The sequence below is a fragment of the Mycolicibacterium arabiense genome, assembly GCF_010731815.2.
Classification (GTDB): Bacteria; Actinomycetota; Actinomycetes; order Mycobacteriales; family Mycobacteriaceae; genus Mycobacterium; species Mycobacterium arabiense.
Genome location: NZ_AP022593.1, coordinates 1,885,501 through 1,900,510, shown reverse-complemented (window position 1 = coordinate 1,900,510; position 15,010 = coordinate 1,885,501). Strand labels below are relative to the sequence as shown.

Genomic DNA, 15,010 nt, shown 5'->3' with positions numbered 1-15,010 from the left:
GAGTGGGCATATCGCGGGGCATTGGCGCCGCCGCGGTGCTAGAAGCGGTCATCCGGCCGCAGGATGCACGGCCTCATGCCGTAAACGGAACTGAATGGGAAACTCTTTGATGTTTGACAGAATTGGCGGCCGCTGGGCGCGCCGGTTGTTTGTGTCGGTCATGGCGGCGGTCATGCTGCCCGCGGTGATCGGCCTCACGGGCGGTAGCGCGACCGCGGGGGCGTTCTCACGCCCCGGTCTGCCGGTGGAGTATCTGATGGTGCCGTCGCCGAGCATGGGCCGCGACATCAAGGTGCAGTTCCAGAGCGGTGGCCCGAACTCGCCGGCCATCTACATGCTCGACGGCCTGCGCGCACGCGATGACTTCAACGGCTGGGACATCGAGACCGCAGCCTTCGAGTGGTACGTCGACTCGGGCATGTCCATGGTCATGCCGGTCGGTGGCCAGTCCAGCTTCTACGCCAACTGGTACAAGCCCGCCTGCGGCAAGGCAGGTTGCTTGACCTACAACTGGGAGACCTTCCTGACCCAGGAACTTCCCGCCTACCTGGCCGCCGAGAAGGGCGTCCGGAGCGACGGCAGTGCAGCCGTCGGGCTGTCCATGGCGGGTAGCGCGGCGCTGACGCTGGCTGCGCACCACCCCGGCCAGTTCATCTACGCCAGCTCGATGTCCGGGTTCCTGAACCCGTCCGAGGGCTGGTGGCCCTTCCTGATCAACATCTCGATGGGCGACGCCGGTGGCTACAAGGCCAACGACATGTGGGGCCCGGCCGAGACCGATCCCGCCTGGAAGTACAACGACCCGATGGTGCAGCTCCCGACCCTGGTCGCGAACAACACCCGCCTCTGGATCTACTGCGGTAACGGACAGCCCAACGAGCTCGGCGGCGGCAACCTGCCCGCCAAGTTCCTCGAGGGTCTGACCGTGCGTACCAACCGCACCTTCCAGGACAACTACATCGCTGCCGGTGGCAAGAACGGGGTCTTCAACTTCCCCGATGCCGGTACCCACGCCTGGGCGTACTGGGGTCAGCAGCTTCAGCAGATGAAGCCCGACCTCCAGCGCGTGCTGGTCGCCTGATGTGAGTGGGGTGGCGGGCGCTTAGAAACCGCCCGCCACCCGCACCACACCCCGGCCGGAGTAACGGCCGGCCCGCACCTCGTCGATCACGGACACCACGTCCTTGACATCGACGGGGTGTTTTACGTTGTCGAGGTGCTGAGGTCGCATCGAGTCGCCCAGCCGCTGCCACAGCTCCCGCCGCGGCTCGATGGGTAGCAGGACCGAGTCGATGCCCAGCAGCGCCACTCCGCGCAGGATGAACGGCATCACGGTGGTGTTGAGTGCCGGGCCGCCCGTCAGCCCGCTCGCGGCCACGGCGCCGCCGTACGCGACGGTGCTCAGGACGTGGGCCAGCGTGGCGCCGCCGACGCAGTCCACGGCGCCGGCCCATCGCGTCTTGTTCAGGGGCCGGGGCTTGGCGTCGGGGTCCTCGGGCAGCCGGGGGATCACCTCGCTGGCGCCCAGCGCCCTGAGGTGGTCGGAGGCGTCCTGCTTGCCGGTCGACGCCACGACCGTGTAGCCCGCGGATGCCAGGAGGTCGATCGAGAGCGATCCCACGCCGCCCGTGGCGCCGGTGACGACGATCTCGCCGTCGTCCGGTGTGATGCCACGGTCGACGAGTGCTTGGACGCTCAGCGCGGCGGTGAAGCCTGCCGTGCCGATGGCCATGGCGTCGTCTGCGCTCAGTGCGCCGAGATGGACCACCTGGTCGGCGGGCAGCCGGGCGTACTCGGCGTAGCCGCCGTGCTTCGCGGTACCGATGTCGTAGCCGTGCGCCAGCACCTGGTCGCCGACGTTGAAGTCCGGGGACTGCGAGTCGACGACCTCGCCCGCGAGATCGATGCCCGGAACGATGGGGTAGTCGCGCACGACGCCACCCTTGGGAGTGACGGCGAGCGCGTCCTTGAAGTTCACGCTGGAGTAGGCAACCCGGATCGTGACGTCACCCGGCGGCAGGTCGTCGTGGCTCAGTGTCTCGATGGCCGTGGTGATCCGATCGCCGTCCTGCCGGGCGACGAGAGCGTTGAAGGAATCCATGTCCCGACGCTAGCGCGTCGGGACAGCGGGTCTGGGTTACTTCAGCTCTGCAGAAGACAGGCCGAGCAGCCGGCGAGCGACGACGAGCTGCTGGATCTGCTGGGTGCCCTCGAAGATGTCGAGGATCTTGGAGTCGCGGGCCCACTTCTCCAGCAGCATTTCCTCGGAGTAGCCGGTGGTGCCGGCCAGTTCCACGGTCTTCAGCGTGACGTCGGAGGCGACGCGTGCGGCCTTCGCCTTGCCCATCGACGCCTCCTTGGAGTTCGGGATCTTGTTGTCCGCCTGCCACGCCGAGCGCAGCGTCAGCAGGTAACCGGACTCCCACTCGGCCTCCATGCGGAGGAACTCCGCGGCCGCGGCATTCTGCGCGTGTGCCGGCTTGTCGTAGGAGATCTCGACCCCGGCCTCGGTGAGGATCTTGCGGAGTTCCTCGAGCGACGCCCGTGCGACGCCGACGGCCATCGCCGCCACGATGGGCCGGGTGTTGTCGAACGTCTCCATGACGCCCGCAAACCCCTTGTCCACCTGGATGTCCGGGTTGCCGAGCAGGTTCTCCTTGGGAATCCGCGCGTTGTCGAAGCGGATGGCGGCGGTGTCGGACGCCTTGATGCCCAGCTTGTGCTCGAGCCGCTCGACCGAGACGCCGGGGTGGTCGCGCGGCACGATGAACGACTTGATCGCGGCACGGCCCTTGGACTTGTCCAGCGTCGCCCACACGACGATGTGGCTCGCGCGGGCGCCCGCGGTGACGTAGATCTTCTCGCCGTTGATGACGTACTCGTCGCCGTCGAGCTTCGCGGTGGTGGAGACGGCGGCCGAGTCCGACCCGAAGCTGGGCTCGGTGATGGCCATTGCGGCCCATACCTTGCCGAGGCGTTCGAGTTGTTCGTCGGTGGCGACACCCGACAGGGCGGCATTGCCCAAGCCCTGGAAGGGCACCGACAGCAGCAGGGCGACGTCGCCCCAGCTGATCTCGAGCGCGTTCACGAGCGCAGACATGTTGGCGCCGTTCACGTTTTCCTTCGGCCCGTCGACGCCGCGAAAGGCATCGGTGCCCGCGAAGGAGATGGTGTTGGCCTCGGTGATTCCCTCGAACAGGTCGGCGAGGGTGTCCAGCTCGACGGGATAGGCGTGTTCGGCCAGGTCGTACTTGCGCGAGATCGGCCGCAGCATCTCCGCGGCGCCCTCGTGGGCCATGTCGATGACGGCCTGCAACTTCTTCGGCATTTCGAGATTGATTGCCATGACTGGTTTTCCGTTCCTGGTGTGTTGCGTGGCCGTTAGAGGACGACGACACCCTCGGCGACGCCGAGAGCCCGCAGGTCGCGATACCAACGCTCCACCGGGTGCTCCTTGGTGAAGCCGTGGCCGCCGAGCAGCTGGACGCCGTCGAGGCCGATCTGCATGCCCTTGTCGGTGGCGATGCGCTTGGCCAGCGCTGCTTCTCGCGCGAACGACAGGCCTTGCTCGGCGCGCGCGGCGCCTCGCCAGGTGATCAGGCGGAGGCCGTCGAGTTCGATGGCGATGTTGGCGCACATGAAGGCGACGGCCTGCCTGCGCGCGATGGGTTCGCCGAACGCCTCGCGTTCCTTGACGTAGGGCACGACGTAGTCGAGCACCGCGTGCGAGGTGCCGACTGCCAGTGCGGCCCAACCCAATCGGGCCAGCGCAATCGCCTCGGAGTAGTCCGAGTCGCTGGCGTCGTCCTCACCTAGCCGATTGTGCAGCGGCACGGCCACGTCGTTCAATTCGACGCGGCCCAGCGCGGCGGCGCGGATGCCCATGCTGGGGTCGGCCTTGACCGTGAGGCCCTCGGAGGCCGACTCGACGATGAACAGTGCAGGCTTGCCGTTGAGCTGCGCGGCGACGATGAACAGTTCGGCGTCGGCGGCTGCGGGTACCAGCGACTTCACGCCCGAGAGGCGGTAGCCGCTGGGGGTCCGTACCGCGGTGGTCTTCAGTGCGGTCGGATCGAACAGTGCATGCGGCTCGGCGATGGCGACGCATGCCTGCGGCACGCTCTCGCCTGCGAACTCGTTGAGGTAGGTGGCCTGCTGATCCGCGCTACCCCAGTGGGTCAGGGCCGACGCCACACCGCCGGGGGCCAGGATCGGCAATGCCTGACCCATGTCCCCGTATGCGAGCGCCTCGGCGACCAGGGCGTTGGTGACGGTGCTGCGGTGCTCGGCGATGCCGTCGAAGTCCTCGGGGACGTTAATCGCGGTGATGCCGAGTTCGGCGGCCTTGGCGATGAGGCCCTGCGGGTACGTCGCGGCCGCGTCGGCGTCGTGGGCGGCGGGCCGCAGGATCTCCTCGGCGAACTCGGAGACCGTCTCGACGATCATCTTCTGGTCGTCGTCGGGGGTGAGGTCGAAGTAGTCCGCGCCGCTCGGCTTCAACCGGGTCGGGGGCTTGCCGCCGCCCTGCACCCGCTTGAACTGGCGGGTGGACGCGCCGAGTGCCGAGAACGCCGTCTTCACGCCGTAGCGCAGACCGCGGTTGAGCGGGTCGCGCAGGCCGTAGCGGTCGAGGAACTCCTGACCGACCAGGGGAGTGACGAGGGCGAGCCCGATGGACGTCGCCGTGCGCTTGGGCCGTTGCAGGCCGATGCCGCTCTCGGATCCGGCGCGTCGGGGGCGCTGGTTGGTTCCGCTCTTGGACGGCAGGGTGTTGGTCATGTCGCAGCCTCGCGTCGTTGGGGCAATGCAATCTGACCGTATCTTACTCCCGAGTAAGATAGACGCGCTCTGTTAGAGCCGTCACACGGTGGTCAGGACGCCGACAGCCTGGCGAGCACCGCGTCGTGCAACAGACCGTTCGTGGCGACGGCACTGCCACCGTGGGGGCCCGGAGCACCGTCGAGGTTGGTGAACCGCCCGCCTGCCTCGCGCACCAGCACGTCGATGGCGGCGAGGTCCCACAACTTCACCTCGGGTTCGGCGACGACGTCCACCGCGCCCTCTGCCAGCAGGCAGTACGACCAGAAGTCGCCGTAGCCGCGGACCCGCCAGACGGCTTCGGTCAGGTCGAGGAAGCGCGAGCGCTTGCCTTCCCAGCCGACGAGGTCCGAATACGACAGGCTGGCCGACTCGATGTCGCCGACCTTCGAGACCGAGATGGGGCGCGTCCTGCCGGCGAACGACGTGAAGGCGCCCTCGCCCGTGCCGGCCCACCACCGGCGTCCCAGTGCCGGTGCGCTGACGACGCCCACGGTCGGTACGCCATCCTCGAGCAGCGAGATCAGCGTCGACCAGACGGGGACGCCGCGGACGAAGTTCTTCGTGCCGTCGATCGGGTCGAGCACCCACTGGCGGCCCTCGAAAACCGCTGTGCCGCCGAACTCTTCGCCGAGTAGCGCGTCGCCGGGGCGCTCGCGCGAGATCACCTCGCGCAACGCCTCCTCGGCGCCGCGGTCGGCGTCGGTGACCGGAGTGAGGTCGGGCTTGGTCTCGATCTGCAGATCCAGTGCGCCGAACCGGTCCATCGTCATGGCGTCGGCCTCGTCGGCCATTCGGAGGGCGAGCGTGATGTCATCGGAAACGGTGCTCATGGCAAGAGTCCTACCATGGGCGGTGTGTTCGAATTCCTCGCGATAGTGGTCATCCTCGGCGTGCTGGCGATGATCGTGGTGCCTCGACTCCGCAATCGCGGGCCCGGGGGAGGTGGATTCGGGGGCGGCGGGGCCCGCGGCGCCGGATTGGCGCACGGAACGCTGCTGGTGACGGGGCTCAGTCCGCGACCTGCCAATGCCGAAGGCGAGCAGTTCGTCACGATCACCGGCGTCATCAACGGCCCGACGGTCAACGAGCACGTCGTGTATCAGCAGATGGCCGTCGACGTGAACGCCTGGCCGACCATGGGTCAGCTCATCCCCGTCGTGTACTCGCCGAAGAACCCCGACAAGTGGGGCTTCGCTCCGCCCGAACAACCCGATGTGCCGTATCCGGACGGGCCGCCGCCACCGCCGCCGTATCAGCCGCCGCCACCGCCCCCTTCACAGCAGCCGCCTCCGTACCCGCCACCGCCGTACCAGCCGCCGCCCCCCTCGCCGAACTAGGCCGCGCGGCGCACCACCACTCGGAAGCGTGCGACGTCGATTTCGGTGACGTGTTCGGTGTTGCGGCCGGGTAGTGGTGGGGCCTTGCCGGTGTAGGTGGTGCCGGTGGGTGTGGTGACGTCGGTTGTGTGACAGCCATGTTGGTCGCGGGTGCGGACGCGCCAGCCGGGTGCTTCCTTGGCGTAGTTGCACGCTTCGCACAGTCCGTTGCCGTTGAGTCCGGTGGTGGGCCCGCCACGGGAGTCGGGAACGGCGTGGTCGGTGTGGCGGATGGGTGCGTTGCAGTACGGGGTGCGACAGGTGTCGTCGCGCAGCGCGATGAACGCCGCCAACGCCTTCGGGAACAGCCGGGCGCGGGACTCCATCGTCACCAGCGCCCCGGTCTTCGGGTGGCGGTAGAGCCGGCGCAGCGTCGCCCGCGACCGCTCGTCGCCCACTGCGTTGGAGATCAGGTGTCGTGCCACGGTGGCGGGGATCGGTCCGTACCCGGGAACGCGGGCGGGTTCGGTGTCCCCACCGAGCAGGGTCTCGTCGGTGATCACCACGTCGACGGTCACCGGGACCGGGACGTCGGCGGGGCGGCCAGTAATGCGTTCCACGGCCGTGTCGGCCATGACCTGGCCGCGGCTGCGGCCGTCACTGGTGGTGTCGGCGGCGCGTTTGAGGGTGGCGTAGATCGACACGCCGTGGGCCACGGGCAGCAGGATGCTGACCCAGGCCATGGTGTCGGCGGCGGGCCGGATGCTGACGCACCGGTCCTCTCGCGCCAGGCGAGCCTTGTCGACCACGGCGTGGGGGTCGAGGCGGTAGGCGATGGCCTTGGCGTCGGCTTCGATGCGCTTGTCGCCCTTGCCCACCAAGGTGGTGGGGTCGGCGCACATCTCGGCGTCCAGGGTCCGGCGGTCCTCGACCTCGAGGCACGCCGATTCCCGGACGAGCAGCGTGGCCCGCCATTCGGAGAGGATCCCGGATTCCAGGGCGGCCAGGGTGTGGGGCATTTCGTGGACCAGGGCGCGGGCGAACCCGAGGTGGCGGCTGCCCTGCTTCGGTGACTCACGCCGTGCCAGCCCGACTTCGGAGGCGAGGCCCTGGCCGCGTTTGCGCATCGGGACCCCGGCGTCGGCTTCGGCGGTGCGGCGTTTCAGGTCCAGGGCGGCGGTCATGCGGGCTTGGGCTGCGGCGGCGGTGGCCTTGAGCCGCTCCAACTGGGCGATGCGGTCGATCAGGCCGGCCTCGTCCACCGTGGTGGGGTCGAAGTCCAGCATGTCGAACATGTGTCCGATTCTACGACCACGCACCGACAAAACGGGTATGACGGAGGCATGCCAACGACACTGCCGTCCGACCTCATCGATCTCATGCGCAAGCCCAGCCCGTGCTTCGTCGCCACGCTGATGCCAGATGGCTCGCCGCAACTCACCGAGACGTGGGTGACCACCGACGGTGCGAACGTCGTCCTCAACATCGTCGGCGGCATGCAGAAGCAGAAGAACTTCGAGCGCGACCCGCGGGTCGCGATCAACGTCGTCGACCCCGAGAACGTCTACCGCTTCTATGCAATCCGGGGACGCGTCGTCTCGATGACGAGCGACGGGGGCAAGGAGAGCATCGACGAGATCTCCCAGAAGTACCTCGGCACGCCGTACCCCTACTTCAGTGGGAATCCGGACGAGACCCGCGTCATCGTGACGATCGAGGCCGACAAGGTGACCCCGCCGGCACGCTAGCCGTGCGTGATGCGGAGCAACTCCGCGAGGCTGGTCACCTTCACCCGCGGCCTGCCGAGTTTCTCGCCCGCCGACCGCTCGAAGTCGTCGATCAGCTTCCAGTGGTCGCCGGTCACCACCTTGGGTTGCCGCTCCACCAGCCATTCGGCGATCCGCCGGTCGTGGTCCGGCTCGAGATCGGCCAGGTCTGCCGACGCGAGGTCCGCCAGCAGGGTGTTGACGGTCGACTGGGAGTCCTTCTTGTTGCTGCCGATCACGCCCGACGGGCCGCGCTTGATCCAGCCGACGACGTAGGCGTTGCGGGTGCCCTCCACGCGGCCGTCGCTGTGCGGGATGGTGCCCGACCGTTCGTCGAACGGCAGCCCAGGGGTGGCGACGCCGCGGTAACCGACCGCGCGCACCACCAATTGAGCGGGCAGTTCCTCGCGGATGCCGGTGTCCTTCGCGACCACGCGGCCGCCCTCGTCGACCAACTCGTTGCGGCCCAGCACGATCGACTCGACCTTGCCGTCGCCCTTGATCTCGATGGGGGAGGTGTGGAACCGGAAGACGATGCGCCGCTTGGCGCCCTTGGACGGCCGCTCGGCGAAACCGCGCAGGACCTTGACGTTCTGCTTGACGGTCTTGCCCGCGGCTTCGAGATCCTCGTCGGTGATACCCGCGAAGTCCTCGGGATCGACGACGACGTCCACGTCGGCCATCGCTTCCAGATCGCCGAGTTCGCGTAGTTCGAGGGTGGTGAACGGCGCCTGCAGCGGCCCGCGCCGCCCGACCACGACCACCTCTTCGACGCCACGTGCGTGCAGGGAGTCCAGAGCGTGGTCTGCGATGTCGGTCGCCGCCAGCAGATCGGGGTCGCTGACGAGGATGCGAGCGACGTCCAGGGCGACGTTGCCGTTGCCGATCACGACGGCGCGACCGGAGGTGAGGTCGGGCAGCATCTCGCCGAAGTGCGGGTGGGCGTTGTACCAACCCACGAAGTCGACCGCGGGCACGCTGCCGACCAGATCTTCGCCGGGGATGTCCAGCGCGCGGTCGGATTGCGCGCCCACGGCGTACACGACCGCGTCGTAGCGCTCGGCGAGCTCGTCGGCGGTGACGTGATTGCCGACCTCGATGTTGCCGAAGAACCGGAACCGCGGGTCGGACGACGTCTTCTCGAACTGCGCGCTGATCGACTTGATCTTGGGATGGTCGGGCGCGACGCCGGAGCGGACCAGGCCCCACGGCGTCGGCAGCATCTCCAACATGTCGACGCGAACGTCGCGGGGTTCGACCCCGTCGAAGGGCTCCTTCGAGTCCGCGTACTTGAGCAGGGACGCTGCGGCGAAGTAACCCGAAGGTCCCGAGCCGACTATCGCCACGTGATACGGCCGCATACCTCCGCCTTCTCTGCAGACATCTGCTCGAGCCCCGGGCCAGGCGGCGCGCACGGGGGCTGTCGCGTCGTCGCCAAGGGCGGTTGCACGCCGACTCTAACTCCGCATCGTCCGTCGCGTGGGCAGGAGCGAGGGGTTTCGATGAGCCTGTCGGTACGCTGAACCACCGTGGAACCCGACCGTCAATCAGACATCGCTGCACTGGACACCACGCTGACCACGGTGGAGCGGGTGCTCGACGTCGACGGACTCCGGGAACGCATCACCACCCTGGAGCAGGAAGCGTCCGACCCCAAGCTGTGGGACGACCAGACCCGGGCACAGAAGGTGACCAGCGCGCTGTCCCACGCCCAGGGCGAACTTCGTCGCGTCGAAGCGTTGCGTCAGCGGCTCGACGACCTCCCCGTGCTCTACGAGATGGCCGCCGAGGAGGAAGGTGCCGGCGCGACCGAAGCCCTCGCCGACGCCGACGCCGAACTCGCGTCGCTCCGCGAGGACATCGAGGCGATGGAAGTGCGGACGCTGCTGTCCGGCGAGTACGACGAGCGCGAGGCCGTCGTGACCATCCGGTCGGGGGCAGGTGGCATCGATGCCGCCGACTGGGCCGAGATGTTGATGCGCATGTACATCCGGTGGGCGGAGAAGCACGACTACGGCGTCGAGGTCTTCGACACCTCCTACGCCGAAGAGGCCGGCATCAAGAGCGCGACGTTCGCGGTGCACGCGCCGTACGCGTACGGGACGCTCTCGGTCGAGCAGGGCACCCACCGGCTGGTGCGGATCAGTCCGTTCGACAATCAGAGTCGACGGCAGACGTCGTTCGCCGAAGTCGAGGTGCTGCCCGTCGTGGAAACCACCGACCACATCGAGATACCCGAGGGCGACCTGCGCGTCGACGTGTACCGGTCCAGTGGACCGGGTGGGCAGTCGGTGAACACCACCGACTCGGCCGTTCGCCTGACCCACATCCCCACGGGTATCGTCGTGACCTGTCAGAACGAGAAATCGCAATTGCAGAACAAGGTTTCGGCGATGCGCGTTCTGCAGGCGAAGCTGCTCGAACGCAAGCGTCTAGAGGAACGCGCCGAGATGGACGCCCTCAAGAGCGACGGCGGCAGTTCCTGGGGTTCGCAGATGCGGTCCTACGTTCTGCACCCCTATCAGATGGTCAAGGATCTGCGCAACGACTACGAAGTCGGCAATCCGGCCGCAGTGCTCGACGGCGACATCGACGGTTTCCTCGAAGCGGGAATCCGTTGGCGCAATAGGAAAGATGACGACTAACACGAACTACCTCGCATTCTCGGTCGCGCAACGCTGGCAGGACTTCTGGCGAGGCGAGATCGGCGAGTGGATCATCACGCGCGGTCTGAAGATCACGTTGTTGGTGATCTTCGCCGTGCTCGCCGCCCGCTTCATCAACTGGGCCGCGCAGAAGATCACCCGCCGCATCGACGCGGACTTCCAGGAGACCGATCAGCTGGTGCGCACCGAGAGTGCCAAGCACCGGCAGGCGGTCGCCTCGGTCATCTCCTGGGTGTCGATCGCGGTGCTCTTCGTCGTCGTCCTGGTAGAGGTCACCGACGCGCTGGCGATCCCCGTCGGATCGCTGGTCGCACCCGCGGCCGTGCTTGGTGCGGCGCTGGGCTTCGGTGCCCAGCGCATCGTGCAGGACCTGCTGGCGGGCTTCTTCGTCATCACCGAGAAGCAGTACGGCTTCGGCGACCTCGTTGCACTGACGGTCACGGGTGTCTCGACGCCCGCCGAGGGCACGGTCGAGGACGTCACGCTGCGCGTCACCAAGCTGCGGTCGGCCGAGGGTGAGGTGTTCACCATCCCCAATGGCCAGATCGTCAAGACCATGAACCTGTCGAAGGACTGGGCGCGCGCGGTCATCGACATTCCCGTCCCGACGACCGCGGACCTCACCAGGGTCGACGAACTGCTGCACGGCGTCAGCGAGACCGCGATGAAGGACGAGAGTCTGCGAAAGCTGCTCCTCGACGCTCCCCAGGTCATGGGCGTGGAGAGCATCGAGGTCGACACCGTCAACCTGCGAATGGTCGCGCGCACGCTGCCCGGCAAGCAGTTCGAGGTGGGTCGACGTCTGCGACTTCTCGTCGTGGCCGCGCTCATGCGCGCCGGAATCGTCACTGCCGCGGACACCTCGCCGGTGGTGAACACGATCCCGAGTCCGGCCAACGTCGGCCCGGTGTCGAAGACCGAGGACGCGTCATGACCTTCCGCAGGTGGTTGACCAGGAGGCGCACCGACCGCGGCTGGCCCGGGTACATCATCAACGGGCGAATCCGCACGTCCACGGCCGCCTTGATCGTGGCGTACTTCGTGGTCCTATGGGTCTACAACACCTATCAGCCGGAGCCAGCCCCGCCGCCCGCAGCGCCCGAGACCGCGATCGTGCCGCCGGGCTTCGTCCCCGACCCCGCGTACACGTGGGTGCCGCGGACCAACGTCCAGGAACGGCCGAGGACCACGACGCCGCGGACCACCACGACGACCACGACGACGCCCACCCCGACGACGACCACTCCCACGACGACGTCGCCGACCACTCCGACGTCACCGACGACGACGGGTCCGCCGGCACCGTCCTCCGTCGTCGACCCCGACGGCCCGGGACCGCTGCCGCCGACCACCGTGGTGCAGACGACACAGCCGGGGCTGCCATTCCAGCTCCCCACGCTGCCCGGACCGGCTCCGTCTCCGACGCCGCCCCCGCAGTAGCGGGGGCAGGAAAAGGTGTCCCGCTACACTGGCGTGCCGTGATGATCACCCTCGACCACGTGAGCAAGCAGTACAAGTCTTCTGGCCGTCCGGCCTTGGACGACGTGTCGCTCAACATCGACAAGGGTGAGTTCGTCTTCCTCATCGGTCCGTCGGGTTCGGGCAAGTCGACGTTCATGAGACTGCTGCTCGCCGAAGAACACCCGACGCACGGCGACATTCGTGTCTCCAAGTTTCACGTCAACAAGTTGTCGAATCGCCACATCCCGAGTCTGCGGCAGGTGCTGGGGTGCGTCTTCCAGGACTTCCGGCTGCTGCAGCAGAAGACGGTCTTCGAGAACGTCGCCTTCGCGCTGGAGGTGATCGGCAAGCGCAGTGACGTCATCAACCGGGTAGTGCCCGACGTCCTGGAGATGGTCGGCCTGTCCGGCAAGGCGACCCGACTGCCCAACGAACTGTCCGGTGGCGAGCAGCAACGCGTCGCGATCGCGCGCGCCTTCGTCAACCGACCCCTGGTGTTGTTGGCCGACGAGCCGACGGGCAACCTGGACCCGGAAACCAGCAAGGACATCATGGATCTGCTCGAGCGGATCAACCGCACCGGTACGACGGTGCTGATGGCGACACACGACCATCACATCGTCGACTCCATGCGCCAGCGCGTCATCGAACTCGAGCTGGGACGCCTGATCCGCGACGAACAACGCGGTGTCTACGGAATGGATCGCTAAGTGCGCTTCGGCTTCCTCATCAACGAAGTCCTCACGGGACTTCGCCGCAACGTCACCATGACGGTGGCGATGATCTTGACCACCGCCATCTCCATCGGCCTGTTCGGCGGCGGGCTGCTGGTGGTGCGACTGGCCGACAGCTCGCGCACCATCTACCTGGACCGGGTCGAGAGCCAGGTCTTCCTCAACAACGACGTGTCGGCCAACGATCCGTCCTGCGACGCCGACCCGTGTGCGGCGCTGCGCAAGCAGATCGAGGACCGCGACGACGTCCGGTCGGTCCGCTTCCTCAATCGTGATCAGGCCTACGACGATGCGATCGCGAAGTTCCCGCAGTACAAGGACGTCGCAGGCAAGGACGCGTTCCCGGCGTCGTTCATCGTCAAGTTGAACAACCCCGAGGAACACGAGGACTTCGACAGATCACTCGTCGGGCAACCCGGCGTGTTGAACGTGTTGAACCAGAAGGACCTGATCGACCGGCTGTTCGCGGTACTCGACGGGTTGAGCAGCGTCGCCTTCGCCGTCGCTCTCGTGCAGGCCGTCGGCGCGGTCCTGTTGATCGCGAACATGGTTCAAGTCGCGGCGTACACCCGAAGAACCGAGGTGGGGATCATGCGGCTGGTCGGTGCCAGTCGTTGGTACACCCAACTGCCGTTCCTGCTGGAGGCGATGCTTGCGGCCCTCCTCGGCGTGGTGATATCGATCCTCGGTCTCATCACGGTGCGCGCGTTGTTCCTCGACCAGGCGCTCAACCAGTTCTACGAGGCCAACCTGATAGCCAGGATCGACTACGCCGACATCCTCTACATCTCACCGCTGCTGTTGTTCGTGGCGCTGGCCATGGCCGGTGTGACCGCGTACGCGACATTGCGCCTGTACGTACGGCGTTAGCGTGGTCAACAAGAAGAAGGTCGACGAGGCCACGCGGCGCAACAACCAAGTGGTCGCGACCAATCGCAAGGCGCGGCACAACTACGCGATCCTCGACACCTTCGAAGCGGGTGTGGCGCTGATGGGCACCGAGGTGAAGGCGCTGCGCGACGGAACCGCGTCGCTGGCCGACGCGTTCGCGACCGTGGACGACGGCGAGATCTGGCTGCGCAACCTGCACATCCCGGAGTATCACCACGGCAGCTGGACGAACCACGCTCCGCGGCGCAACCGGAAACTGCTGCTGCACCGCAGCGAGATCGACAACCTGATCGGCAAGATCAGGGACGGCAATCTCACGCTGGTGCCGCTGTCGCTGTACTTCACCAACGGCAAGGTCAAGGTGGAGCTGGCGCTGGCCCGAGGCAAGCAGGCGCACGACAAGCGGCAGGACATGGCCAAGCGGGACGCCGAGCGTGAGGTGACCCGCGAGTTGGGCCGTCGCATCAAGGGCATGCGCTGATGTCGCCGCCGGAGCGGCTCCGACGCTGACCGGAATCCTGTTCGCCCTGCTGTCGGCCGCGGGCTACGGGGTGAGCGACTTCGTCGGCGGCATCGCGTCCCGCCGGGTCGCCGCGCTGCGCGTCGTCCTCGTCTCCTAACCGATCGCGATGGTGCTGCTGACGGTGCTGGCCGTCGTGTTCGGCGGGACGGTCACGACGCCCGCCGTGGTGTGGGGCGCGCTGTGTGGGATCAGCCAGGCGTTCGGCGTCTGGTGGTTCTACGCGGCGCTCGCCGCGGGACCGATATCGGTGGTGTCGCCGCTGACCGCGATCCTGGTGGCCGGGGTACCGGTCGGGGTTGGCGTGGCGCTGGGGGAGCGGCCGAGCGTCGTGGCCTACGCCGGGATCGTGGTGGCCCTGCTCGCGGTCGTCCTCGTCAGCCGCGAGGCCGAGGGCGAGGCGGACCGACCGCATCGCTTCACCAAGCAGGTCGCGTGGATGACGGTCGGTTCCGGGCTGGCGTTCGGGCTGAACTTCGTGCTGATCGATCAGGCACCGGTCGAGGCGCGGCTGTGGCCGCTGGTCTTCGCTCGGGTGTCGGCGAGCGTGCTGGTCGTTCTCATCGCGCTGGCGAGCGCCAACCTCGTGGTGCCGCGCGGCGTCCCGCTGAAGCTGGCGCTCGCCGCGGGCGTACTCGACACCATCGCCAACGTCGCGATGCTTCTGGCTCTGCAGGTGTCGCTGCTCTCGCTGACCGGGGTGCTCATCTCGCTCTATCCCGCGGGCACGGTGGCGCTGGCGATGCTGGTGCTCAAGGAACACGTGACGCGTTGGCAAGCGGTTGGCATGGTGCTGGCGCTGGCCGCGGTCGCAATGATCGCAGCGGGCTGAGGC

16 protein-coding genes are annotated in these 15,010 nt (G+C 67.5%); 10 read left to right on the top strand and 6 right to left on the bottom strand.

All coding sequences use genetic code 11. The annotated features are described in order from the left end of the window. The first annotated feature begins 109 nt into the window (after nucleotides 1-109). Nucleotides 110-1,081, top strand: a complete 972-nt coding sequence (locus G6N61_RS10840) for an esterase family protein (protein ID WP_179973603.1) — start codon at nucleotides 110-112, stop codon at nucleotides 1,079-1,081. A 21-nt stretch (nucleotides 1,082-1,102) separates the two neighbouring features. On the opposite strand, the gene G6N61_RS10835 is transcribed toward G6N61_RS10840, so the two are convergent. The 4 genes from G6N61_RS10835 to hisN form a co-directional block, all read right to left on the bottom strand. After that, nucleotides 1,103-2,101 (bottom strand): oxidoreductase, encoded by a 999-nt coding sequence (locus G6N61_RS10835; RefSeq protein WP_163918527.1) that lies wholly within the window; start codon nucleotides 2,099-2,101, stop codon nucleotides 1,103-1,105. 36 nt (nucleotides 2,102-2,137) lie between these two features. After that, nucleotides 2,138-3,346 (bottom strand): acyl-CoA dehydrogenase family protein, encoded by a 1,209-nt coding sequence (locus G6N61_RS10830; protein WP_163918526.1) that lies wholly within the window; start codon nucleotides 3,344-3,346, stop codon nucleotides 2,138-2,140. Between the two features lie 35 nt (nucleotides 3,347-3,381). Beyond that, nucleotides 3,382-4,779, bottom strand: a complete 1,398-nt coding sequence (locus G6N61_RS10825) for an acyl-CoA dehydrogenase family protein (RefSeq protein WP_163918525.1) — start codon at nucleotides 4,777-4,779, stop codon at nucleotides 3,382-3,384. 92 nt (nucleotides 4,780-4,871) lie between these two features. Next, nucleotides 4,872-5,651 (bottom strand): histidinol-phosphatase, encoded by a 780-nt coding sequence (gene hisN, locus G6N61_RS10820; RefSeq protein WP_163918524.1) that lies wholly within the window; start codon nucleotides 5,649-5,651, stop codon nucleotides 4,872-4,874. Nucleotides 5,652-5,675: 24 nt separating this feature from the next. On the opposite strand from hisN, the gene G6N61_RS10815 reads away from it, so the two are divergent. Then, complete coding sequence (locus tag G6N61_RS10815) at nucleotides 5,676-6,158, top strand: hypothetical protein (RefSeq protein WP_163918523.1); 483 nt, start codon at nucleotides 5,676-5,678, stop codon at nucleotides 6,156-6,158. Here G6N61_RS10815 and G6N61_RS10810 read toward each other — a convergent pair. Further along, nucleotides 6,155-7,432 carry an HNH endonuclease gene (locus G6N61_RS10810; RefSeq protein WP_163918522.1) on the bottom strand — a complete coding sequence of 426 codons (1,278 nt, stop codon included), beginning with the start codon at nucleotides 7,430-7,432 and terminating at the stop codon, nucleotides 6,155-6,157. The genes G6N61_RS10815 and G6N61_RS10810 overlap by 4 nt on opposite strands. Before the next feature lie 48 nt (nucleotides 7,433-7,480). Here G6N61_RS10810 and G6N61_RS10805 point away from each other — a divergent pair, with 48 nt between their 5' ends. Beyond that, nucleotides 7,481-7,885, top strand: a complete 405-nt coding sequence (locus G6N61_RS10805) for a PPOX class F420-dependent oxidoreductase (protein WP_163918521.1) — start codon at nucleotides 7,481-7,483, stop codon at nucleotides 7,883-7,885. On the opposite strand, the gene G6N61_RS10800 is transcribed toward G6N61_RS10805, so the two are convergent. Beyond that, nucleotides 7,882-9,264, bottom strand: coding sequence for an FAD-dependent oxidoreductase (locus G6N61_RS10800; RefSeq protein WP_163918520.1), 1,383 nt, complete (start codon nucleotides 9,262-9,264; stop codon nucleotides 7,882-7,884). The genes G6N61_RS10805 and G6N61_RS10800 overlap by 4 nt on opposite strands. A 168-nt stretch (nucleotides 9,265-9,432) precedes the next feature. Here G6N61_RS10800 and prfB point away from each other — a divergent pair, with 168 nt between their 5' ends. The 7 genes from prfB (at nucleotide 9,433) to G6N61_RS10765 (ending at nucleotide 15,007) form a co-directional block, all read left to right on the top strand. Continuing rightward, nucleotides 9,433-10,548, top strand: a complete 1,116-nt coding sequence (prfB, locus tag G6N61_RS10795) for a peptide chain release factor 2 (RefSeq protein ID WP_163918519.1) — start codon at nucleotides 9,433-9,435, stop codon at nucleotides 10,546-10,548. After that, the gene (locus G6N61_RS10790) at nucleotides 10,538-11,503 is read left to right on the top strand and encodes a mechanosensitive ion channel family protein (protein ID WP_163918518.1); all 966 of its coding nucleotides are present in this window, start codon (nucleotides 10,538-10,540) and stop codon (nucleotides 11,501-11,503) included. Before prfB ends, G6N61_RS10790 begins: the two co-directional genes overlap by 11 nt. Continuing rightward, nucleotides 11,500-12,009 (top strand): Rv3103c family proline-rich protein, encoded by a 510-nt coding sequence (locus tag G6N61_RS10785; protein ID WP_163918517.1) that lies wholly within the window; start codon nucleotides 11,500-11,502, stop codon nucleotides 12,007-12,009. The genes G6N61_RS10790 and G6N61_RS10785 overlap by 4 nt, the downstream gene beginning before the upstream one ends. 41 nt (nucleotides 12,010-12,050) lie before the next feature. Next, on the top strand, nucleotides 12,051-12,740 hold the full coding sequence (ftsE, locus tag G6N61_RS10780) for a cell division ATP-binding protein FtsE (RefSeq protein WP_163924744.1): 690 nt from the start codon (nucleotides 12,051-12,053) through the stop codon (nucleotides 12,738-12,740). Beyond that, the gene (gene ftsX / locus G6N61_RS10775; RefSeq protein WP_163918516.1) at nucleotides 12,741-13,634 is read left to right on the top strand and encodes a permease-like cell division protein FtsX; all 894 of its coding nucleotides are present in this window, start codon (nucleotides 12,741-12,743) and stop codon (nucleotides 13,632-13,634) included. 1 nt (nucleotide 13,635) lies between these two features. Continuing rightward, nucleotides 13,636-14,136, top strand: coding sequence for an SsrA-binding protein SmpB (gene smpB, locus G6N61_RS10770; protein ID WP_163918515.1), 501 nt, complete (start codon nucleotides 13,636-13,638; stop codon nucleotides 14,134-14,136). Nucleotides 14,137-14,284: 148 nt separating this feature from the next. Then, nucleotides 14,285-15,007, top strand: a complete 723-nt coding sequence (locus tag G6N61_RS10765) for an EamA family transporter (RefSeq protein WP_163918514.1) — start codon at nucleotides 14,285-14,287, stop codon at nucleotides 15,005-15,007. Nucleotides 15,008-15,010: the final 3 nt, after the last annotated feature.